Annotated in this window: 21 protein-coding genes, 1 pseudogene and 1 riboswitch; of the genes and pseudogenes, 16 read left to right on the forward strand and 6 right to left on the reverse strand. The window is 67.7% G+C overall.

Features of this window, described 5'->3' with window-relative positions; all coding sequences use genetic code 11:
- Window positions 1-110 precede the first annotated feature (110 nt).
- On the reverse strand, window positions 111-2486 hold the full coding sequence (locus HGR_RS09230; RefSeq protein ID WP_006297949.1) for a DUF349 domain-containing protein: 2376 nt from the start codon (window positions 2484-2486) through the stop codon (window positions 111-113).
- Between the two features lie 711 nt (window positions 2487-3197).
- Here HGR_RS09230 and HGR_RS09235 point away from each other — a divergent pair.
- The 3 genes from HGR_RS09235 to nrdR all read left to right on the forward strand — a co-directional run bounded on the left by HGR_RS09235 (window position 3198) and on the right by nrdR (window position 6286).
- A complete protein-coding gene (locus HGR_RS09235; protein ID WP_006297950.1) occupies window positions 3198-4073 on the forward strand; it encodes a lytic transglycosylase domain-containing protein in 876 nt (291 codons plus the stop codon).
- Window positions 4074-4129: 56 nt separating this feature from the next.
- Window positions 4130-4298: riboswitch (ZMP/ZTP riboswitch) on the forward strand.
- Window positions 4299-4382: 84 nt separating this feature from the next.
- On the forward strand, window positions 4383-5627 hold the full coding sequence (gene glyA / locus HGR_RS09240) for a serine hydroxymethyltransferase (protein WP_006297951.1): 1245 nt from the start codon (window positions 4383-4385) through the stop codon (window positions 5625-5627).
- A 209-nt stretch (window positions 5628-5836) separates the two neighbouring features.
- The gene (gene nrdR / locus HGR_RS09245) at window positions 5837-6286 is read left to right on the forward strand and encodes a transcriptional regulator NrdR (protein ID WP_006297952.1); all 450 of its coding nucleotides are present in this window, start codon (window positions 5837-5839) and stop codon (window positions 6284-6286) included.
- A 42-nt stretch (window positions 6287-6328) separates the two neighbouring features.
- Here the strand turns inward: nrdR and HGR_RS09250 are convergent, their stop codons facing one another.
- From HGR_RS09250 to HGR_RS16835, 5 genes are all read right to left on the reverse strand, one after another.
- The gene (locus tag HGR_RS09250) at window positions 6329-6844 is read right to left on the reverse strand and encodes a type IV pilin protein (RefSeq protein ID WP_081463496.1); all 516 of its coding nucleotides are present in this window, start codon (window positions 6842-6844) and stop codon (window positions 6329-6331) included.
- A gap of 74 nt (window positions 6845-6918) precedes the next feature.
- On the reverse strand, window positions 6919-7626 hold the full coding sequence (locus tag HGR_RS09255; protein ID WP_138922462.1) for a hypothetical protein: 708 nt from the start codon (window positions 7624-7626) through the stop codon (window positions 6919-6921).
- A 68-nt stretch (window positions 7627-7694) separates the two neighbouring features.
- On the reverse strand, window positions 7695-8717 hold the full coding sequence (locus HGR_RS09260; protein WP_169312692.1) for a PilW family protein: 1023 nt from the start codon (window positions 8715-8717) through the stop codon (window positions 7695-7697).
- A 14-nt stretch (window positions 8718-8731) separates the two neighbouring features.
- Window positions 8732-9433, reverse strand: a complete 702-nt coding sequence (locus tag HGR_RS09265; protein WP_006297956.1) for a prepilin-type N-terminal cleavage/methylation domain-containing protein — start codon at window positions 9431-9433, stop codon at window positions 8732-8734.
- On the reverse strand, window positions 9424-9987 hold the full coding sequence (locus HGR_RS16835) for a GspH/FimT family pseudopilin (protein WP_081463498.1): 564 nt from the start codon (window positions 9985-9987) through the stop codon (window positions 9424-9426). The genes HGR_RS09265 and HGR_RS16835 overlap by 10 nt, the downstream gene beginning before the upstream one ends.
- 141 nt (window positions 9988-10128) lie before the next feature.
- On the opposite strand from HGR_RS16835, the gene ribD reads away from it, so the two are divergent.
- From ribD to HGR_RS09335, 13 genes and pseudogenes are all read left to right on the forward strand, one after another.
- Entirely contained in the window at window positions 10129-11262 is a 1134-nt protein-coding gene (gene ribD / locus HGR_RS09275; RefSeq protein ID WP_006297958.1) for a bifunctional diaminohydroxyphosphoribosylaminopyrimidine deaminase/5-amino-6-(5-phosphoribosylamino)uracil reductase RibD, read from the forward strand.
- Window positions 11263-11428: 166 nt separating this feature from the next.
- Window positions 11429-12469, forward strand: coding sequence for an L-glyceraldehyde 3-phosphate reductase (gene mgrA, locus HGR_RS09280; protein WP_006297959.1), 1041 nt, complete (start codon window positions 11429-11431; stop codon window positions 12467-12469).
- Window positions 12470-12572: 103 nt separating this feature from the next.
- A complete protein-coding gene (locus tag HGR_RS09285; protein WP_006297960.1) occupies window positions 12573-13139 on the forward strand; it encodes a DUF4256 domain-containing protein in 567 nt (188 codons plus the stop codon).
- 84 nt (window positions 13140-13223) lie between these two features.
- Complete coding sequence (locus HGR_RS09290) at window positions 13224-13871, forward strand: riboflavin synthase (RefSeq protein ID WP_006297961.1); 648 nt, start codon at window positions 13224-13226, stop codon at window positions 13869-13871.
- Window positions 13868-14986: a bifunctional 3,4-dihydroxy-2-butanone-4-phosphate synthase/GTP cyclohydrolase II gene (gene ribBA, locus HGR_RS09295; protein ID WP_006297962.1), complete on the forward strand. Its 1119-nt coding sequence runs from the start codon at window positions 13868-13870 to the stop codon at window positions 14984-14986. Before HGR_RS09290 ends, ribBA begins: the two co-directional genes overlap by 4 nt.
- 55 nt (window positions 14987-15041) lie before the next feature.
- Window positions 15042-15515 (forward strand): 6,7-dimethyl-8-ribityllumazine synthase, encoded by a 474-nt coding sequence (gene ribH, locus HGR_RS09300; protein ID WP_006297963.1) that lies wholly within the window; start codon window positions 15042-15044, stop codon window positions 15513-15515.
- Window positions 15515-16078, forward strand: a complete 564-nt coding sequence (gene nusB, locus HGR_RS09305) for a transcription antitermination factor NusB (RefSeq protein ID WP_006297964.1) — start codon at window positions 15515-15517, stop codon at window positions 16076-16078. The genes ribH and nusB overlap by 1 nt, the downstream gene beginning before the upstream one ends.
- Window positions 16079-16105: 27 nt before the next feature.
- Window positions 16106-17335, forward strand: coding sequence for a pyridoxal phosphate-dependent aminotransferase (locus tag HGR_RS09310; protein ID WP_006297965.1), 1230 nt, complete (start codon window positions 16106-16108; stop codon window positions 17333-17335).
- Complete coding sequence (gene ybgC, locus HGR_RS09315) at window positions 17332-17769, forward strand: tol-pal system-associated acyl-CoA thioesterase (protein ID WP_006297966.1); 438 nt, start codon at window positions 17332-17334, stop codon at window positions 17767-17769. Before HGR_RS09310 ends, ybgC begins: the two co-directional genes overlap by 4 nt.
- A gap of 15 nt (window positions 17770-17784) precedes the next feature.
- Window positions 17785-18480 carry a protein TolQ gene (gene tolQ / locus HGR_RS09320; protein ID WP_006297967.1) on the forward strand — a complete coding sequence of 232 codons (696 nt, stop codon included), beginning with the start codon at window positions 17785-17787 and terminating at the stop codon, window positions 18478-18480.
- 22 nt (window positions 18481-18502) lie between these two features.
- Window positions 18503-18949, forward strand: coding sequence for a biopolymer transporter ExbD (locus tag HGR_RS09325; RefSeq protein WP_006297968.1), 447 nt, complete (start codon window positions 18503-18505; stop codon window positions 18947-18949).
- Between the two features lie 52 nt (window positions 18950-19001).
- Complete coding sequence (locus HGR_RS09330) at window positions 19002-19913, forward strand: energy transducer TonB (protein ID WP_006297969.1); 912 nt, start codon at window positions 19002-19004, stop codon at window positions 19911-19913.
- A gap of 268 nt (window positions 19914-20181) precedes the next feature.
- A pseudogene (locus HGR_RS09335) lies at window positions 20182-20541 on the forward strand (methyl-accepting chemotaxis protein); the annotation flags it as partial.

Consider the following 20541-nt stretch of genomic DNA (forward strand, 5'->3'; position numbering starts at 1 on the left):
TGCCCCCTTCGCGTGGAACGTGTTGAACACGCGAAGGAGGTTAGCACCGGGCGCAGGCGCGGCGCCTCAGACTATGGATTCACGCAAGGCGCAGCACCAAGCTACCGATTTCAGCCGCGCAACAAGGCTTTCAGCGCCTGCTGCAGGCGGCGTGCGGCGTCCGGCGTGTGCGGCGTGGCCAGCACGCGGGCCACGTCCTGCCCCCAGGTCTGAGCGGGAGCGGGATCGTTGCGACGGGTCAACAGCTGCAGTTGCAGAGCGCGGCGCGCCGCCAGATGGTCGGCCGGCGTGGGCACTTCGGCGGCCATTTCCAGCCGCAGCAAGGTTTCAGCGCCGTCGCCCTGCGCAGCCGAGGCCAGCGCCTGGCTCCAGAGCGCGCGGGTGCCTGAGCTGACGGCGCGGCCCAGTTCCTGAACACTGGGCAGTTGCTCGGTGCTGCGCTGCGACCACGCGTCCAACACTTTGGTCAGCGCCTCGCCGTGCGCCTGCACGGCCAGTTTCTTCAACGCGGCCTGAGCGTGCTCCAGCGCATCACGCTGAGCACGGAACGCCGCGTCACCCAGGCGCGGCTGCATCGCGCTCGACGACGGCGCCCCCCGCGCCGCGTCGCGCGGACCACGTCCGCGCTCGTCGCGACCCGGCGCCGACCCCGGCCTGCCGCCGCGATCCCCTCGGCCCAGGGGCGCGGCGGGCTCGGACTTGCGCATGCCAGGGCGGTCATCGCCGCGCACCGCCACGACGGGTTTGCGCGGCGCGGTGGGCGCGGGGGCCGGTGCGTCCTGCGCCGCATCGGTGGGCGCCATGCTGGCGGCCGTATCCGTCGGTCCGTCAGCCGCCGCGCTTGGCGTGGACTGCACAGCCTTGGGGTCGGCCCGGCGTGCCGCTTCCAAGGCCGCCATGGCCGCGTGGATGGCCTGAGCGTCACCGCTGGCGCTGGCCGCTTGCAAGGCCTGCGCGGCGTCGTACACCGCGCGGTCGTAAGGGGTCATGGATTCCGGGTTGACGGCTTGGCGCGGCGCGAAGCGTTCGCCCTGGCCTTCACCGGGTCCGCGAGAAGGACGATCACCCCGTTCGCCGCGGCGGGCGGGCCTGCGCTCCGCGTCCAGGGCAAAAGCGTCGTCGATGGGTTTGCGGAAGGCCTCCCACAATTTTTGCTCCTGCCGGCGGTCCAGCGGCATGGCCTGAGCCTCCACCTGCCAGCGCTGCTGCAAGGCCTTCACATCGTCGATTCGCAAGACCGCGCCAGCCGCGTGGGCCGCGCTCAATTGCTTGGCCTCCTCGACCAGCGCTTGGCGTCGCTGCAAGCCCGCTTTCTGCGCGCGCGCCAGCGGCGCATGGGCGGCATCCCACACGGACTTCCAGCGGGACAGCAATTCAGCGAATGCTTTTTCGCTCAAGTGACCGGCCTCACGCCAACGCTCGCTGAACTGGTGCAGTTCGCGGTTGTAGGCTTTCCAATCGGTCTGGGTATCTTCAGCGGCCGGCGCGTCGCCGGCTTGCGCGATGCCATGGGCGGCCGTCCACTGCTTGAGTTCTTCAATCAGGGCAATGCGCTTGGCCTTGTGTTCAGCGCTCTCCGCCTTGAGTTTGTCCAGCCAGACCTGAACCACCTTGTGGGCGGCGCTGCAGGCCTCGTCAAAGCGCTTCCACAGCAGCGGATGCGGCGCACCGGCGCTGAGGTCCAGCTTCTTCCATTGCTCGCGCAAGTCGCGCAGCGCTTCTTGCAGCTTGCGGCCCGCCAGAGCGGCGCCGCCCTCACCGTGCAGCAGGGCTTCGGCCTTGGTGATCAACTCCAGGCGCGCCGGGTCGTTCTGCCGGGCTTGGGCGGCGGACGAGGGCGCGGCTGCCACGGCGGGGGACGGCGCCGCGCTGCCCGCGCCGCCGCTGGCACCCTCGCCTCGGGCCTGTCTCAGCTCCTCGGCCCAAACGGGCACCTGAGGCAAGGGAGCGCTGGCGTCCTCGGCCGCCACGCGAGCCTGGGCCAAGGCAGCCCCGAAAGCTTCCCAGACCAGGCCCAGCTGCGCGCGCGAGGCTTCGAGTTGGGCCGCGATGCGCGCGCCAGCGCCGGCCGGAACGCCGCCAGCCTCCGCGCCCTGCGCAACGCTGGGCCACTCGCGCGCCTGGAACAGGGCGCCCGCCTCGGCCTGCCAGCGCGCCACGTCGGCGCCCAGGCTTTCGGACCCGGATTGCGCTTCGCGCCAGGGCTTGGTCGACAGGGATTCGATGCGCTGGACCAGCAGCACGGCCGCTTCACGCTCCACCTGCGCACGGTGTTGCAGGTCCTCGACCGCCTGGACCCGCTCGGCCAGACGGCTACGCAGCGCAGCCAGGGGTTCGCGGCTCAGGGGGGCGCCCGCCTTGGCGGCGTCACGCGGCCAGGCTTGGGCTTCGGCCAGGTTCAGATGCGGCGCATCCAGCAAGGCTTGGGCCTTGTCGATCCAGGATTGGCTGGCCTGGGGGTCCTGAGGGGCAGAGGTAGATGACATATCAGATGAAGTCGAAAAAACAAAAACCTGCCTCGCAGGTTTTCTCAGAACCCGGATTGTCGCCGCCCGCGCCCCGGTTTGCTCGTGCAAAGCGTCGTCAGCCATGGGAAACCCGCAGAACCACTGCCGGCATCTGCGGGAACACCTCTGGCGCGCGGCCCGCAGGCCATGCCTGTCCCGTCAGGGGCTCGGCGTCCACCCGCTCAACTTGAGGGGTTTTTGCGTCCAGTCGCATCAAACCCACAGTTTCGGCCCCTTCACCGAAACGTTACACATCTCCGAAAATCTGATCAAAAACCTGTAAAAGCTTCGGCAAAGACCTGATCTTGAATGATTTTTCAACAAATCGACATGCCCTGCGCGTGGCCGCTATCAAAGCCATAGGCAGCGCATATGGATAGAAAAACATACCTCCCCCATTACAATTCGTTGCACTGACGGGGCGCCACCGCGCGGCCCCGCACCCCGAGGTCTCAGGTTCCCGCCTCCTTACATGGTCAAGGGAACTCCCCGGGGCTCCGCTGCCGAAACCGGCTACATCGGACCACAAGCGCGGGCATGTTGATGGATGCTCGCGTGACCGATGGCGTACCAACCCAGACGTGGCTTAGACCAGCCCGACACCTTTCCCCCCGGAACCGCGCACGACGCAGACCCGGGCATGACATGGCGTCGGCGCATGGGTCCAAGCCGCGCGAGATGAGGATTGCTATGACAGCGCTTGACGACATGGGCGACAGCTTGCGGAAAATGCCGCGCCGCCTTGTCCAATTCTTTTATTCCCTGGCTCACAACGGCTTCGCTCTGTTTGGCCTGAGCGTGATCCTGGTGCTGCTGGCCTTGGCCGCACATTCCGGTTTGCGCAAGGCCGGGGAAGAACACTTGATGGACTGGCTGCAGACGCGCCAGTTCGGCGAGCCCTTGGAAGAACCCAGCCCGCTCGTGACGGTGGGCCGTGCGACAGCCACCGATTTGCAGAACCTGAGCGCTCAGCAAGCCGCCGTGACGGATTGGCTGAGCCGCCGTTACCGCATCGCGCCCCAGCCGCTCTCGGCCTTGGTGCTGGAGGCCTACCAAATTGGGCACAACTACAAGCTGGACCCCTTGCTGCTGCTTTCGGTGATGGCCATCGAATCTGGCTTCAATCCCTTCGCGCAAAGCCCCGTCGGCGCCCAGGGCCTGATGCAGGTCATGACCCATCTCCATGGCGAGAAATACGAACCCTTCGGTGGCCAGCTCGCCGCCTTCGATCCGCTGACGAATCTGCACGTGGGTGCGCGTGTGCTGCGTGAATACATCGTGCGCGCCGGTTCCATCGAGGGTGGCCTGCGCCGCTACGTGGGCGCGGCCAATCTGCCCAGCGACGGCGGCTATGTGACCAAGGTATTGAGCGAACACCACTTGCTGACCCTGGTCGCGCGCCAAGCCCAGCACGTGCCCGACGTGCCCAAACCGCCTGTTCGCTCCCGCTCCATGCAAATCACCATGCCGGCCGCCCCGTCCCGGCCGGAGACGGCTACGCATGCCAGCGCCACGGGCGCTTCGCCCGTGGGCGCCAAGCAGACGGTCGCTCTGCTCAACAACTGAGTATCTCAGTCCTCATTTCCCCGGCCACGGGCCAGGGACCCGCGCTGGGCTACACTAGGCGGGCACGCGACTGGCGATAGGCCCGCCGACCGGGAAAACACCGCTTTTTCACCGACTGGCGTGGCTGACGTGGGCCACCACCGGGGAGCGTGCCGCGCGGCATGTCGTCAGGCCCCCGGGCCACCTGCAAGCCGTCGCGTTTTGCCGTGCGCCTGGGCAGCCTTTCCGCTTGCATCGCGTCCCGCGGGACGCGCCCGCGAGCGGGACAGGCCCGCGTCACCACCCGCTCCAACTGCACACTTGCACGCCATGTACAACCGCAACATTCTTGTCGAACAAGCCGACCCCGAACTCTTCGCCGCCATCCAGGCCGAAAACAAGCGCCAGGAAGAGCACATCGAGCTGATCGCCAGCGAAAACTATGCCTCGCCCGCCGTCATGTGGGCCCAGGGCACGCAGCTGACCAACAAGTACGCCGAAGGTTATCCCGGCAAGCGCTATTACGGCGGCTGCGAATTCGTGGACGTGGCCGAACAGCTGGCCATCGACCGTGTCAAGAAGATCTTCGGCGCCGACGCCGCCAACGTGCAGCCGCACTGCGGCGCTTCCGCCAACGAGGCTGTGTTCCTGGCCTTCCTCAAGCCCGGCGACACCATCATGGGCATGAGCCTGGCCGAAGGCGGTCACCTGACCCACGGCATGCCGCTCAATATGTCGGGCAAGTGGTTCAACGTGGTCAGCTATGGCCTGAACGCGCAGGAAGCCATCGACTACGAAGCGATGGAAAAGAAGGCGCGTGAGACCAAACCCAAGTTGATCATCGCGGGCGCCTCGGCCTACAGCCTGCATATCGACTTCGCGCGCTTCGCGAAGATCGCCAAGGAAGTCGGCGCGATCTTCATGGTGGACATGGCGCACTACGCCGGCCTGATCGCCGCGGGCGTCTACCCGAACCCCGTGCCGCACGCCGACGTCGTGACCAGCACCACGCACAAGAGCCTGCGGGGCCCGCGTGGCGGCTTCATCCTGATGAAGGCCGAGCATGAGAAAGCCATCAACAGCGCCATCTTCCCCGGCCTGCAAGGCGGCCCGCTGATGCACGTGATCGCGGCCAAGGCCGTGGCGTTCAAGGAAGCGCTGGAACCGGCCTTCAAGGCCTACCAGCAACAGGTGGTGAAAAACGCCCAGGTCGTGGCCGAGACCCTGACCCAGCGCGGCCTGCGCATCGTCAGCGGCGGCACGCAAAGCCACGTCATGCTGGTGGACCTGCGCGCCAAGGGCATCACGGGCAAGGAAGCCGAAGCCGTGCTGGGCGCCGCCCACATGACCATCAACAAGAACGCCATCCCCAACGACCCGGAAAAGCCGATGGTGACCAGCGGCGTGCGCATCGGCACCCCTGCCATGACCACGCGCGGCTTCAAGGACGAGGAAGCGCGCATCACTGCCAACCTGGTCGCGGACGTGTTGGACAAGCCGCGCGACGAGGCCAACATCGCGGCCGTGCGGGCCAAGGTGAACGCCTTGACCGCAAGATTCCCCGTGTACAAATGAACACCCCCCTGAGGCGCCACGCGCCCCGGCACCCATTGCCAGAGGCAATGGTCCTTTGGGTTGTCCAAGCCTGCGCAGGCAGGCTTGGAGCCGCAACCCTCAGCCCCCTGAACGCCATCCTTCGTTGGCAGGGGGGACGCACCCAGTGGCCCGGCAAAGCCGGCTTCACGGGTGCGCGCGCATAAAACCTCAGTTCAACGGCAAACACCATGAAGTGCCCCTTCTGCGGCCACCCCGAAACCCAGGTCGTCGAGACCCGGATTTCGGAGGACGGGGATTTCATCCGCCGCCGCCGCCAGTGCGGGCACTGCGAGAAGCGCTTCACCACCTACGAACGGCCGGAAGTCAACTTTCCGGCGGTCGTCAAGAAGGATGGACGGCGCATCGAGTACGAACGCGGCAAGTTGATGGCCTCCTTGCAACTGGCCTTGCGCAAACGCCCGGTCAGCACGGAGCAAATCGACAGCGCCATTGAACGCATCGAGGAAAAGCTGCTCAACCTGGGTCTGCGTGAGGTGCCATCCGCGCGCATCGGCGAATTGGTGATGCGCGAGCTGAAGAAACTCGACAAGGTCGCCTACGTGCGCTTCGCCAGCGTCTACCGCAGCTTCGAAGACATCGACGAGTTCAAGACCCTGGTCGAGGAATTCCGGCGCTGAGATTCCTGGCGGCTGGCCAGTTTCCGCGAAACCCGTCAGCGCTCACCGCCAACAGTCCGGCACCGACAGTGCCGCCCCGGTGCGTCCCTTCACACCCGTGTGCGTCAAGGTCAAGCTGCCGCAGGCGTCATCCCATCCCGGCGCTGGCACGGCCTGGAGCGTGTAGGTGTCGGCCTGGGCCTCGCTCACGCTGAGCTGGTAACGCGCGGTCTCGGCCGGCGCGCCCTCGGGCACGGTGCGCAGGCGCAGAGGCAAGACCGGCGCTACATCGGCCGGCGTGGTGTATCGGTTGTACACGGCGTGGTAACGCTCCATGTACTGCTGGGCGTCTTGCAGGGCCGCGCGCGCCTCGGCGCGATGGGCGCGGCGCACATGGTGGGTGTACGCCGGGTAAGCCAGGGCGGCCAAGAGGCCAACGATGAGCACCACGGTCATCAGTTCGATCAAGGTGTACCCATGCGCCCTGCCGTGTCCTCGCGGCGAGACCGGGCCGCGCGGTCCACGCGATCCGCAAGCCCTCACCCATGAACCGTGCTCGTGCTCGTGATGGGTCAGCATGCCATTCCCCTAGGTCCTGTTCACACTCATCGCCCGAGTGCATCCGTTGTCCGATGCGCCTTGCCCGCGATGCATCAGGGCACGGGCGGTTGAAGGATTCGACGCCAGAGGCGGTCCAGCAGCGGCCGCTGCCCGCTGGCTTGCGCCTCGGAAGTCGGCGCGCCCAGCAAGACGATGGATTGCACCCAAACCACCGCGCCGCCTGCCGAGGCCGCGTTTGGGCCCATGCTGGAGCTGACCGGGTAAGCCGGACTGAAGCCCCTGGCGGTGATCACGTGGACCAGCGCGCCATCGGCCAAGACCTGCAGTTCCACCAGGCATTCGGGCAGACGTCCCGGTTTCAGACCTTGCACGGGCAGCCCCGCTTGGTCTTGCGACAGGGTGACGCGTGCGGTGGACAGGCCAGCCACGCCAGTCCAGTTCGCGCCTTGGCGCCAGGCCGGTGGAGCCTCCCACGCGGTGCGCGTGAGCTGGGTCTCGGCCAGCGCCGGATCACGCAGGGCCACGCCGGGTGGCAAACCGGCTTCGCTGCCGTCGGGTTTGCGCAGTTCAGCCTCGCAGTGGCGCAAGGCGAGTTCAGCCTGCTGCTGCGCCCACTGCTGCTGCCGCAGGTTATGCGCGAAGCGCTCGGCGGACACGGCGTCTCGCAGCACCGCCGCGGCCGACACGCCCAGGATGAGCAAGAGCACCATCACCACCAGCAAGGTGACCCCACGCTCACGCCGTGCCCACGGAACCACCGCGGGACGACACCGCGCGCGCAAACGCAGGCCTTCGCGCACGCGCGGGCATCGGCGTCGACGTGGGAGGAGCCGCGGGCACGCAACCCGAGCTGATCGGATGAGCCCCCTCACCCAGCCATCCTCGCGCGCAAGGCCGCGGTCGTGAAGTAAGCACGGCGCGGATGCCTGTCCTCGGCCTGGGCCGGCGCGCCGTCGCAATCCAGGTAGTCCAAGGCATCGTCCTCGCCCAACACTGCGTCACCACCGCGCATCAGCAGGCACAGCCGCACGCTCAACACCAGGTTCCAGTCATGCACGGACTCAGCGCCGACGTAGCGCGCCACGCGCCGAGGCTCGGCGGCATCGGCCTCGCCATACCAAACTCGCAAGGCTTCGACGTGGTCCACCAGGGGCTGGCCTGGCGCGCCCTGGGCACTCGCGCAGTACAGCTCGGAGCGTCCCGAACTGCCCGTGCTCACGTAGTAGCGATTGCGCGTCGGGTAGTAGCTCAAGGTCAGTCCGGTGTTTGGGTCGAGGGCCAGCGTGATAGCGGAAAGACCGCTGCCGATGCAGTCCGAGGGCACGCCGCTCGAAGTGGGCGAGCTGTTGAAAACGTCGGCTTCGTAGCTGATTTCCAGCACATCGTCACGCGGCCCCGCCGCTGCGGCGCAAACAGCCGCGTCCCAGGGCGTTGTCTGGCTGCGATGGCTGCTGTCTCTCAGACCGTGGGCGCACCCAAAAATCGGCCGCTCCACGAGGGTGCGCGCCAACCTCGCGGGCGTTGCGCCCGAACTCGCGGGCAGCACGCCCATCGGCCGCGCATACCCCGCCTGCTGCAGCTCGCGCGCGAGCAGGGTCAGACCGATCTGCGCGCTTTCGTTCATTTCCGCCAGCGTGATCTGCAGGCGTGCGGTGCGTCCAGTCATCACATGAGTGGCCAGCGCCGCGCCGACCACCACCATGCCGATGGACAGAGCCACCATCAGCTCCAGCAAGGTGAAGCCCCAGGAACCCTTGGCACCGCCGGCAACACCTCCAACACCTCCACCATTTCCACCACCTGTGCGGCCACGACGACGCTCACTCCCGTGTTGACGCAGGCGAAGCACGTCCTCCTGGCTCCAAGGCCCAGCGTGGCGTGTGTCTGTCATGGCCATGGCTCCTGTCACAGACCAACCCGCAGGTGGACGCAGCGCACGCCCGGGTCTGCACTCAGACCCTCGGGGCATGCGCCCGGGGGAAGGGGCAACTCCTGACTCACTTCGGATGCGCCGCCCGGTGACTCACGCCACGCCACCCAGAGGTACATGACCGCGCGCACCGCATCGCGCCGCGTGTACACGGCCCCCGCGGGCAATTGCCGCCGCACGGCCTGGCGCCACTGCGCGAGGTCCTCCGCGGCAATCTGCGCCGCGTTGCAAGCGCTGCCGGCCCCGGCGCAAACGTCCGCGGGTCCCGCCACCGCAACCTGCTGGCGCTGGAAGTCCAGCACATAGTCGTAGTCCCCAGCCCAGAAACCGGTCGCGGAGAAGGGCGGGAGCGGCGCCCCACTGCCTTCTTCGCTGGCGGAGCCTGACTCCCTGCGCCCCAGGTTGGCCCGCAGGCGCTCGCCCATGTCGGCTGCCAGAAACAAGGCCGTGGCGCGGTGTCGGCTCATCTGGCTGTAGCGCAAGGCCGCTGCGTGCGTTGCAACCAGGGCGTACAGCGCGACCGAGAGCAAGGCCACGGCCACCAGCACCTCGACCAAGGTGGCGCCGCGTTGCCCTGGGTGCCCAGGGGTGAGCGCCCGCGCACGCGCACGCGCGGCGCCCCATGCGTGCAGGCGCGGGCTTGAAGCAGCGCGATGGCGTTGGCCTTTCAGCTGCATTTGGAAGTCCCCGGGGCACGGGCGCCCGCGCGCCCTTGGTTGGAGACACAGACGATGCGCACCCCGGAACCCGCGACCGAGGACAGCGGCGTGAACGTGAAGGTGCGGCCCGCGGCCCTGGCCCAGCCGGTGGCCTCGTAAATCACGGCAGCGCGCAAGGCCGAGGTACTGAGGGACGCCAAGTAAGGCGGGGCCGCTTGCACCCGCAGCACGCGGTCTGAGGCGTCCACCACGCCATCGCCATCGGCATCGGCGAAAACGATCCAGCCCGCCGCCCAATCGGGCGTGGCCAGACAGGCCGCGCCATCGCGGGAACTGCAGACACTCACGCGCGCGGAACGCATCAGGGCCTCGGAGCGCGCATAGCGCAAATCACCCACCAAGGCGTCCACGGCGGCTTGCACGCCCCGCTGCAGCAAGAAGCGCTGGTACGCGGGCGCGGCCAACGTGGCCAGCACTGCCCCGATCGCCAGGGCTAGCATCAACTCCACGAGGGCAAAACCCTGGCGGAGGAGCCGAGGGCGAGGAGCGAAGAGGCGGCGGGACGCAGACATGGCGGCAGACTATCCGCGCCACAGCGCGACGTTAAGCCGGTACACGGGCACAAAAGCCGGATTCCCGCGATGCGCATCTGCGCGCGGCGAGGGATGAGCCCCCCCATGCTGCCGGTGTAGGCCTGGCCTTAGACTCCCGCCATGACCCTGCCCGCCCCCATGCAACGCGCGCTCGCCCTGGCCGAACAGGGCCTTTACCTCACCTCGCCCAACCCGCGCGTGGGCTGCGTCATCGTCGGTGTTGAGGGGCAATTGCTCGGCGAGGGTCACACTCAGCGCGCGGGCGGACCGCACGCGGAAGTGATGGCGCTGCGCGACGCGCAAGCGCGCGGCCACGATGTGCGGGGCGCGACCGCTTACGTGACGCTGGAGCCCTGCGCGCACCAGGGTCGCACGGGCCCCTGCTGCGAAGCCCTCGCGGCCGCCGGCATCGGCAAGGTCGTCGCCTCGCTGGAAGACCCGAACCCGAAAGTGGCGGGCCAGGGTTTCGCCCGCCTGCGCGCGGCCGGGGTGGTTGTCGAAGTCGGCCCCGGCGCGGCGCAATCGCGCGAACTCAACCTCGGTTTCTTCAGCCGCATGCAACGCGGCCTGCCCTGGGTGCGCATGAAGATCGCCGCCTCGCTGGACGGCCAGACCGCCCTGCAAAACGGCCTCAGCCAATGGATCACCAGCCCCGAAGCACGCGCCGACGGGCACGCCTGGCGCGCCCGCGCCTGCGCCATCCTGACCGGCATGGGCACCGTGCGCGAGGACAACCCGCGTCTGGACGTGCGCCTGGTCGAGACACCACGCCAGCCGCGTCTGGTCGTGGTCGATAGCCGCTTGGAAACGCCACCCACCGCAGCCCTGTTCGAGCCCCATCGCGACACGGCGCCGGGCCGAGAGGCCCAGCCCGTGCTGATCTATGGCGCCGTGACGGATGCGGCACGGCAATCCGCGCTGCAAGCACGCGGCGCCACGGTCGTCCACCTGCCGAACGCGCAAGGCAAGGTGGACCTGGCGGCCCTGCTGCGCGACCTGGCCACGCAGCGCGAGATCAATGAGTTGCATGTGGAGGCAGGCCACCAGCTCAACGGCTCCCTGCTGCGTGAAGGTTTGGTGGATGAGCTGCTGATCTACCTCGCCCCCAAGCTGCTGGGCGCGGGGCGCGGCATGGCGCAGATCGGCCCCTTGAACACGCTGACCGACGCCGTGACCTTGGACTACCGGGAGATCACCCAGGTCGGCCCCGACCTGCGCGTGCTGGCACGTCTGTCGGGACGCGAGCCGTTCTGAACGCCGCACCGAGCACCGCATTTCTTAGCGCCGCATTTCCGAGCGCCGCCCTCCATGTCGACCGGCGCTCACGGGCCTCGGCATCGGCCCTCTACACAGCCCCCTCACACGCCGCTACCATCCGCGTCCCTCCTCCCACTTCATTCCCGCGCAAGGAAGCCCTCCCATGACCTTTGTTGCTGACCCTTCCCGTTACGACGGCCGCATGCCTTACCGCCGCGTGGGCCGCAGCGGCTTGGTGCTGCCCGCCATTTCGCTGGGCCTGTGGCAAAACTTTGGCGGCGTTGATCGCTTCGAGACCGGTCGCGCCGTCCTGCGCCGGGCCTTCGACCGCGGCGTGACCCATTTCGATCTCGCGAACAACTATGGCCCGCCCGCCGGATCGGCGGAAGAGCACTTCGGCCGCTGGCTCGCGGCGGACTTCGCGCGGCACCGTGACGAGCTGATCATCTCGACCAAGGCCGGCTGGGCCATGTGGCCCGGCCCCTACGGCGGCCCGACGGGCACGCGCAAGCACCTCATCGCCAGCTGCGACCAGAGTCTGAAGCGCATGGGCTTGGACTACGTGGACATTTTTTACTCACACCGCGTGGACCCGAACACACCGCTGGACGAAACCCTGCAGGCGCTGGTGCAGTTGCACCGGCAGGGCAAGGCGCTGTACGTGGGCATTTCCTCGTACTCGCCTGAACTGACCCGCGAGGCCGCGAAAATCCTGGCGGCCGAAAAAGTGCCGCTGTTCATCCAACAGCCGAATTACTCGATGCTCAACCGGACGATCGAACGGGGTCTGCTCGACACCCTGGGGGAACTCGGCGTCGGCTGCATCGCCTTCTCGCCGCTGGCCCAGGGCCTGCTCACCAGCAAGTACCTCCAGGGCGTGCCTGAGGACGCACGCGCCACCCGTGGCGGGTCCTTGAAACAAGGCATGTTGAGCGAGGAGAACCTGCGGCACATCCAGGCGCTCAATGGCATCGCCGCCGGGCGCGGGCAGACCCTGGCACAGATGGCGATCGCCTGGGTCTTGCGCGATGCGCGGGTCAGTTCCGCGCTGATCGGCGCCCGCACCGTGGAGCAGTTGGACGACTCGCTGGACGCCGTGAAGAACCTGGCCTTCAGCCCGGAAGAACTGGCCGCGATCGAACCGCATGCGCGCGATGGTGGCGTGGACCTCTGGAAAGTGTCGTCGAGCATCGTCGCGCACTGAGCGCGGCGGCGAGACGGTCAGGCATGCCGTCGCCCAAGTCGCTGTGCATGCCGCCGAGTTCGCCTCCGCCGAACCATGTCCCATCAGCCGGAGTTCACTGACCATGCCCAAGACTGCTGCCCTCACCGCGCCTCTGCGCAAGGCCCTGCTCCAGACGCTGCAGAACCGTTTCGAGCAGAACATGCAACGCCACCCGCGCCTGGTCTGGGCCGAGGTGCAAGAGCGCCTGGAGTCCCAGCCAGACAAGCTGGCATCCTTGGCTGAGATGGAACGCACCGGCGGAGAACCCGATGTGGTGGGCCAAGACCCCACACGGGGCACATACCTCTACGTTGATTGCGCGGCCGAGAGCCCCAGCGGGCGGCGCAGCGTCTGTTATGACCGCGCCGGGCTGGACTCGCGCAAGGGCAACGCACCTCCGGCAGACACCGCCGTCGACATGGCGGCCGCGATGGGCATTGAACTGCTGACCGAAGCGCAGTACCGCGAGTTGCAGACGCTGGGCGAGTTCGACCTCAAGACCTCGAGCTGGGTGCAAACGCCCGACAGCATCCGCCAACTCGGCGGTGCGCTCTTCTGCGACCGCCGTTACGGCACCGTCTTCACCTACCACAATGGGGCGCAGTCCTATTACGCGGCGCGAGGGTTCCGGGGGGCGCTGCGGGTTTGATCCGAGCCGCGCCGAGGACGCAAGAGCTGATCCAAAACCCCGCCCGGCGCCGACCTCGGCGCATTCTGCGAAAATAGCGCCCTTATGTTCACCGGCATCATCACCGGCGTGGGGCGCATCGTCGCCAGCCACGACCTCGGCAGTTCTTTGCAGCACGGCAAGCGCCTGACCATCGCCTGTCCGCCCGAAACTTCCCCCCCTGACTATCTGGACGACGTCGGCCTGGGCGACAGCATCGCGCTCAACGGCGCCTGCATGACGGTCACGACGCTGGACGCGTCGCGGCGGCAGTTCACCATCGACATCTCCGCCGAATCCCTGGCCAAGACCACGGGGTTGGGCCAAGGCCAGACCGTCAACCTGGAAAAAGCCCTGCGCGCGGGCGACCGCCTGGGCGGGCACATCGTCTCCGGTCACGTGGATGGCGTCGGCACGGTGAGCCACTTCGCCCAGGTCGGCGAAAGCTGGGAACTGCGCATCCGCATTCCTCAAGAACTGGCCCGCTACCTCGCCTACAAGGGCTCCATCACCGTCAACGGCGTGAGCCTGACGGTGAATCAGGTCGTGGACCAGCCCGCCGTGTCTGGCGGTGGCTGCGAGATCAGCATCAACCTCATCCCGCACACCGTGCAAAACACCGCCCTGGGCCAGCTCAAGACGGGCTCGGGCGTGAACCTGGAAATCGACACCGTCGCCCGCTACGTCGAGCGCATGTTGAAAGCAAACTCATGAACACCAAGCCATCGCCCGTTCCCATCTCGCCCGTCGAGGACATCGTGGCCGAGATGCGCGCCGGCCGCATGGTCATCCTCGTCGACGAGGAAGACCGTGAGAACGAAGGCGACATCGTCATCGCCGCCGAACACGTCACGGCCGAGGCCATCAACTTCATGGCCAAGCATGCGCGCGGCCTGATCTGCCTGACGCTGACTCGCGAGCGCTGCGAGCACCTGCGCCTGCCGCCCATGGCGGCGCGCAACGGCGCCCAGCACGGCACGGCCTTCACCGTCAGCATCGAAGCGGCCACGGGCGTGAGCACCGGCATTTCGGCCGCCGACCGCGCCCGCACCGTGCAAGTCGCGGTGGCCCGTGACGCCAAGCCCGACGACCTGGTGCAACCCGGCCACATCTTCCCGCTGCAGGCGGTGGACGGCGGCGTGCTGATGCGCGCCGGTCATACCGAAGCCGGTTGCGACCTGGCCGCCATGGCGGGCTGCTCGCCCGCCTCCGTGATCTGCGAGGTGATGAAGGACGACGGCACCATGGCGCGTCTGCCGGACCTGCAGATCTTCGCGGCCGAGCATGGCCTGAAGATCGGCACCATCGCCGACCTGATCGAGTACCGCAGCCGCACCGAGTCGCTGATCGAGAAAGTCGCGAGCCGTCCGCTCAAGACCGCCTACGGCGAATTCACCGCGCACGCCTACCGTGACAAACCCAGCAAAAGCCTGCACCTGGCGCTCACCCTCGGCCTGGACGACCCCAGCCGGGCGGAGCAAGACCCCGTGCTGACCCGCGTGCACGAACCGCTGTCGCTGCTGGACGCGCTGGAAGTGGGTCGCGCGCGCCACTCCTGGGGTCTGGACGCCAGCTTGGCACGGGTCGCGCGCGAAGGCCGCGGCATCGTGGTGCTGCTCAACTGCGGCGAAGGCGCCGACGACTTGCTCGCGCAATTCACCGGCAGCGCACCGGCGCCCCGCACCACCGTCGATCTGCGCACCTACGGTGTCGGCGCGCAAATCCTGCGCGATCATCGCGTCCAACGCATGCGGCTTCTGGGCCAATCCCGCCGTCTGCCCAGCGTGGTCGGCTACGGCCTGGAAATCGTCGAGTACATCTCGCCCTGAGCCCGCACGGCCGCTCTCATCGCCCCCACACACTCCCATCGAAGGAACTCTCTCCATGTTCGGCGCCAACCAAGGACAACTGCTAACGGGCGACGCCCGTCTCGACGGCAAAGATCTCGCCATCGGCATCGTGCAGGCCCGCTTCAACCAGGACGTGACCGACGCCCTGGCCGCCGCCTGCCGCGCCGAGCTGCTCGCCCTGGGCGTGCAGGAGCGCAACATCGACCATTTCCACGTGCCCGGCGCGCTGGAAGTGCCCAGCGCCTTGCAAGCCCTGGCCGAGAAAACGCACTACGACGCGCTGATCGCCCTGGGCTGCATCATCCGGGGCGAGACCTACCACTTCGAATTGGTGGCCAATGAATCCGGCGCGGGTGTCACCCGCATCGCGCTGGACTACCAGACCCCGATCGCCAACGCCATCCTCACGGTCGAGAACATGGCCCAGGCCATCGCCCGCCAGAGCGAGAAGGGTCGCGACGCGGCCCGCACCGCCGTGGAAATGGCCAACCTGCTGAACCACATCTGATGAACGAACCCGACGCCAAGCCCGCCGCACCGGACGGCAACGAAGCCGAGACCCCGAAGACCGCGGAGGCCTCGGCAAGCCGAGCCGCGGGCAAGGCGGCGAACAAACCGAGCCGCGCCCTGTCGGGCCGCAGCCGCTCGCGTGAGTTCGCGTTGCAAGCGCTCTACCAGCACCTGGTGGGGCGCAACGCCACCGCCGACATTGACGCTTTCACGCGCGACCTGACGGGCTTTCACAAGGCCGACGCCGCGCACTACGACGCGCTGCTGCACGGCTGCGTGAACGAGGCTGAAGCGCTCGACCGCCTGATCCTGCCCCTGCTGGACCGCAAGCTGGCCGAAATCTCGCCCATCGAACGCGCCATCATGTGGATGGGCGCCTACGAGTTCCAGCACTGCGTGGACGTGCCCTGGCGCGTGGTGCTCAACGAGTACATCGAACTCGCCAAGTCCTTCGGCGGCACGGACGGCCACAAGTACGTCAACGCCGTGCTCAACGGACTGGCGCCCACGCTGCGCGCGGCCGAGGTCGCGGCGGACAAGGCCTCGGGCAAGGCCCGTTGAGCAACGTCGCAGACAGTTCCAGCCCGCATGAGAATCGCCGAACGCGCCCGCAAGATCGCGCCCTTCTACGTGATGGAGGTGGCCAAGGCCGCCACCGCCCTGGCGGGCACCGCGGCGGCGGGTCGCGAGCCCATGATCTACCTCAACATCGGCGAGCCGGACTACACCGCGCCGCCGTTGGTGCGTCAAGCAGCTGAACGCGCCATCCGCGACGGCCGCAGCCAGTACACCGACGCCACCGGCCTGCCCGCGCTGCGTGAACGCATCAGCGACTGGTACGCGCAGCGCTTTGGCCTGGCCATCGCACCGGGGCGCATCGTGGTCACGGCCGGGGCTTCTGCCGCGCTGCAACTGGCCTGCCTGGCCTTGATCGAAGCCGGCGACGAGATCTTGATGCCCGACCCGAGCTACCCCTGCAACCGGCAGTTCGTGCAGGCGGCCGACGGCGTGGCGAAACTGATTCCCAGCGGCTCGGCCGAGCGCTTCCAGCTCAGCGCCGAACAGGTGCGCGCACACTGGAACGATGGCAGCTGGGGCGGCCCGTTGAAAACACGCGGGGTGCTGCTGGCCTCCCCCTCCAACCCCACGGGCACCTCCATCGACCCGGCGGAACTGCGCCGCATCGCCGAGGTCGTGCGGGAGCACGATGGCATCACCCTGCTGGACGAGATCTACCTGGGGCTGAGCCACGACGAGCGTTACGGCGAGAGTGCGCTGGGTCTGCGGGCCTCGGACGGCAGCGACCTGGGCGAAAACATCATTTCCATCAACAGCTTCAGCAAGTACTTCAACATGACGGGCTGGCGGCTGGGCTGGCTGGTGGTGCCACAGGTGCTGGTGTCCGTGGTGGAACGGCTGGCGCAGAACCTCTACATCTGCCCCAGCACCATCGCCCAGCACGCGGCCCTGGCCTGCTTCGAACCCGAGAGCTTGGCCGAGTACGAGCGCCGCCGCGCCGAGTTCAAGGCACGGCGCGACTATTTCATTCCCGAGCTCAACGCCCTGGGCCTGACCGTGCCGGTGATGCCCGATGGTGCCTTCTACGCCTGGGCCGATTGCACCCAGGCCTGCCGCAAACTGAATGTCAAAGACAGCTGGGACCTGAGCTTCGCCCTGATGGAGCGCGCGCACCTGGCCGTGGCGCCGGGGCGTGACTTCGGCCATGCCGACACGGGCCGCTACATCCGTTTTTCCACCGCCAACGCCCTGCCCCAGTTGCAGGAAGCCGTGGCGCGCCTGCGCCAGTTGCTGGGATGACCGATCGCACGCGCCCAGCCACCTTCACCTGGCCCGTGCGTGTGTACTGGGAAGACACGGACGCGGGCGGAATCGTCTTCTACGCCAATTACCTGAAGTTCTTCGAGCGCGCACGCACCGAGTGGCTGCGCGGGCTGGGCATTGACCAAGGCGCCTTGCGTGCCCAGACCGGCGGCATGTTCGTCGTCACCGCCGCCGACATCCGCTACCACCGGCCCGCGCGTTTGGACGATGTCCTTGCGGTCAGTGCCGAGTTGGCGCCAAGCGGTCGCGCATCCCTCACAATCGCGCAAGCCGCCAGGCTGGGCACGCAGCTGCTGTGCGATGGCACGGTCCACATCGCCTGGGTGGACGCCGCCACGCTGCGCCCAGCCCGTCTGCCCGACGCCGTGCGGCGGGCCCTGCCCGAGCCGCCGCGAGGAAACACACCGTAGGAAGCCCCTGAAACCATGAGCCAAGACTTCTCCATCATCCAACTCGTGCTGCACGCCAGCTGGGTCGTGCAGGCCGTCATGCTGATCCTGCTGTGCGGCTCCATCGCCAGCTGGGCCGCCATCTTCAGCAAGCACTTCGGCCTGAAGAAGGTGCGCGCCAGCAACGAGAAATTCGAGCAGGACTTCTGGTCCGGCGCCAACCTCAACACCCTGTACGCGCAGGCTGCGCAAAAGAGCGACAGCGGCCCGATGGAACGCATCTTCGTCGCTGGCCTGCGCGAGTACCAGAAGCTGCGCGAGCGCCGCGTGACCGACAACTCCGCCCTGCTCGACGGCGCGCGCCGCGCCATGCGCGCGAGCATGCAACGCGAGATGGACTCGGTCGAAAGCAATCTGTCCTTCCTCGCCACGGTGGGCTCGGTCTCGCCCTACATCGGCCTGTTCGGCACGGTCTGGGGCATCATGCACGCCTTCACCGGCCTGGCCTCCATGCAGCAGGTGACGCTGGCCACGGTGGCGCCTGGCATCGCCGAGGCCCTGGTGGCCACGGCCATCGGCCTGTTCGCCGCCATTCCGGCCGTGGTGGCCTACAACCGCTTCGCGCGCGACATCGACCGCGTCGCCAACGCGGTGGAGACCTTCATCGAGGAGTTCTCCAACATCCTGCAACGCAACATCAGCGGTCAGCAGGCCACGGCGCAGACGCGCTGAACACCAGGAAGGGAAATCAACCATGCCCGGCGTAGCTCACCGAGGTCGCGGACGGCGCACCATCAACGAGATCAACATGGTGCCCTTCATCGATGTGATGCTGGTGCTGCTCATCATCTTCATGGTGACGGCCCCGCTGATCACGCCCAGCGTGGTCGCCCTGCCCAGCGTCAGCCGGGCCGCGCCCGCCCCCACCCAGGTGATCGAGGTCATCGTCAACAAGGACGAAAGCCTGCGCCTGCGCATTCGCGACGACACCCGCACCGTGCGCCTGGACGAGCTGGCCGCCAACGTGCTGAACGCGCAGCGTGAGGCGCCGGGCGCGGACACCGGTGCGGCCGGTGGCGGCAGCGCCGTCGTCATCAGCGCCGACAAGAACGTGAAGTACGAGGCCGTGGTCAAGGTCATGGACACCCTGCAACGCGCGGGCGTGCAGCGCGTGGGTCTGTCGGTGCAGACGGCACGTTGAAGCGGCGAACCGCCCTTCCCGACTTTTCCCATCGACACCCGATCGAACCCGCGTGAACGAACCCTCCGCCTTCCAAGCCAGCACGCTGCAGCCCGCCCCCCGCCGCGGCGGGGGTGGCGCGCGCAGCGATGGCATCGACAAACGCGCCTTGGGCCTGGCCCTGCTGGTCCATGTGCTGCTGGTGGCCGCGCTGACCTGGGGCGTGGGCTGGAAACGCGACACCTCGCTGGCCGTGGAGGCCGAACTCTGGGCCGCCGTGCCGCAGGAGATGGCGCCCACGGCCCAGCCTGCCCCGCCCGAACCTCCTCCTCCCACACCGCCCGAGCCGAAACCCGAGCCCACGCCGGAGCCGGCGGAGCCGCCGCCCCCGCCCCCTCCGAGCGCGCAAGCCCAGGCGCAACGCGAAGCCCAGATCAACCTGGAACGTGAGCGTGAGGAAGAAGCCCGCAAGGCCGAGGTCGAGCGCAAGGCACGCCTGGAACGCGAACAAAAAGAGAAACAGCGCGAACAGAAGGAACGCGAACGCAAGCTGGCCGAGGAAAAACGCCGCAAGGAAGAAGCCGAACGGCGCGAGCGCGAGGCCACTGAGCTGCGCGAACAGATGCGCCAGGAAAACATCCGCCGCATGGCGGGCCTGGCCGAGGCCACGCCCCAACCCAATGCGGCGGGCCAAGCGACCCGAACGGCGGGACCGTCGGCCACTTACGCCGGGCGCATCCGCGCGCGCATCAAGCCCAACATCGTCTTCCCCGACAACCTGGGCAACACCAGCATCAGCGCGGAAGTGAAGGTCACCACCGCGCCCGATGGCGCCATCACCGACCGCACGCTGACCAAGAGCAGCGGCAACCGGCTCTGGGACGAAGCGGTGCTGCGCGCCATCGACAAGACGGCCATCCTGCCCAAGGACACCGACGGCAAGGTGCCGCCGGTGCTGATCATCAGCTTCACGCCCAAGGACTGAGTGTTGCTCTGAGCACCTTGCTCCAGAGTGTTGACACCAGCCCTCTACCGGCCTTGATGCCGCGGGCGTGCGGCCCCGCCCTGGTCAGCACGGACAGGGTTGATTGAGAAAATCTATCCTGAGCAAACGCTCCATATCAGGATTTCTGCTGATTTGCCCTGAGTGGCATTCGCTGCATTCTTGCGGCGCGTCGTCTTTTTCGCCCGCCGAACATTCAGTCCACCCACTCTGTTCACGGCTCCTTTAACGACTCTCGCCCCACACCATCATGTCCTCCATCACCATGCCACGCGCAGCGGCCAACGCACAGGCCTTATTAGGCGACCGCATCATCCTGGGGATCATCGCCGTGGCGGCGGTGGCCGCCATCGCGATCGGCCACGGTTTCGTGGACTCCGGCCTGGCCTGGGGCGCATCACTGACCTTGCTGGCACCGGCGCTGCTGGTCCACGCCACGGCCAGAGCCACGATGCTGTCTCGGATGGTGTTGTCCGCGATTCTGTGTTGCTTCGTCATGCTGCACATCCAACTGGCGCGCGGCACGCTGGAGCTGCATTTCGGGGTCTTCGTCACGCTCGCGTTGCTGCTCGTGTACCTGGACTGGAAACCCATCGTGCTCGCGGCGGGG

It is taken from the genome of Hylemonella gracilis ATCC 19624, assembly GCF_000211835.1.
GTDB classification, from domain to species: Bacteria; Pseudomonadota; Gammaproteobacteria; order Burkholderiales; family Burkholderiaceae_C; genus Hylemonella; species Hylemonella gracilis.

Excerpts from the sequence above, each read along its gene's own strand:
- HGR_RS09230 (WP_006297949.1), bottom strand. The coding sequence starts at position 2,486 with ATGTCATCTACCTCTGCCCCTCAGGACCCCCAGGCCAGCCAATCCTGG.
- HGR_RS09235 (WP_006297950.1), top strand. The coding sequence starts at position 3,198 with ATGACAGCGCTTGACGACATGGGCGACAGCTTGCGGAAAATGCCGCGC.
- glyA (WP_006297951.1), top strand. The coding sequence starts at position 4,383 with ATGTACAACCGCAACATTCTTGTCGAACAAGCCGACCCCGAACTCTTC.
- nrdR (WP_006297952.1), top strand. The coding sequence starts at position 5,837 with ATGAAGTGCCCCTTCTGCGGCCACCCCGAAACCCAGGTCGTCGAGACC.
- HGR_RS09250 (WP_081463496.1), bottom strand. The coding sequence starts at position 6,844 with ATGCTGACCCATCACGAGCACGAGCACGGTTCATGGGTGAGGGCTTGC.
- HGR_RS09260 (WP_169312692.1), bottom strand. The coding sequence starts at position 8,717 with ATGACAGACACACGCCACGCTGGGCCTTGGAGCCAGGAGGACGTGCTT.
- HGR_RS09265 (WP_006297956.1), bottom strand. The coding sequence starts at position 9,433 with ATGCAGCTGAAAGGCCAACGCCATCGCGCTGCTTCAAGCCCGCGCCTG.
- HGR_RS16835 (WP_081463498.1), bottom strand. The coding sequence starts at position 9,987 with ATGTCTGCGTCCCGCCGCCTCTTCGCTCCTCGCCCTCGGCTCCTCCGC.
- ribD (WP_006297958.1), top strand. The coding sequence starts at position 10,129 with ATGACCCTGCCCGCCCCCATGCAACGCGCGCTCGCCCTGGCCGAACAG.
- mgrA (WP_006297959.1), top strand. The coding sequence starts at position 11,429 with ATGACCTTTGTTGCTGACCCTTCCCGTTACGACGGCCGCATGCCTTAC.
- HGR_RS09285 (WP_006297960.1), top strand. The coding sequence starts at position 12,573 with ATGCCCAAGACTGCTGCCCTCACCGCGCCTCTGCGCAAGGCCCTGCTC.
- HGR_RS09290 (WP_006297961.1), top strand. The coding sequence starts at position 13,224 with ATGTTCACCGGCATCATCACCGGCGTGGGGCGCATCGTCGCCAGCCAC.
- ribBA (WP_006297962.1), top strand. The coding sequence starts at position 13,868 with ATGAACACCAAGCCATCGCCCGTTCCCATCTCGCCCGTCGAGGACATC.
- ribH (WP_006297963.1), top strand. The coding sequence starts at position 15,042 with ATGTTCGGCGCCAACCAAGGACAACTGCTAACGGGCGACGCCCGTCTC.
- nusB (WP_006297964.1), top strand. The coding sequence starts at position 15,515 with ATGAACGAACCCGACGCCAAGCCCGCCGCACCGGACGGCAACGAAGCC.
- HGR_RS09310 (WP_006297965.1), top strand. The coding sequence starts at position 16,106 with ATGAGAATCGCCGAACGCGCCCGCAAGATCGCGCCCTTCTACGTGATG.
- ybgC (WP_006297966.1), top strand. The coding sequence starts at position 17,332 with ATGACCGATCGCACGCGCCCAGCCACCTTCACCTGGCCCGTGCGTGTG.
- tolQ (WP_006297967.1), top strand. The coding sequence starts at position 17,785 with ATGAGCCAAGACTTCTCCATCATCCAACTCGTGCTGCACGCCAGCTGG.
- HGR_RS09325 (WP_006297968.1), top strand. The coding sequence starts at position 18,503 with ATGCCCGGCGTAGCTCACCGAGGTCGCGGACGGCGCACCATCAACGAG.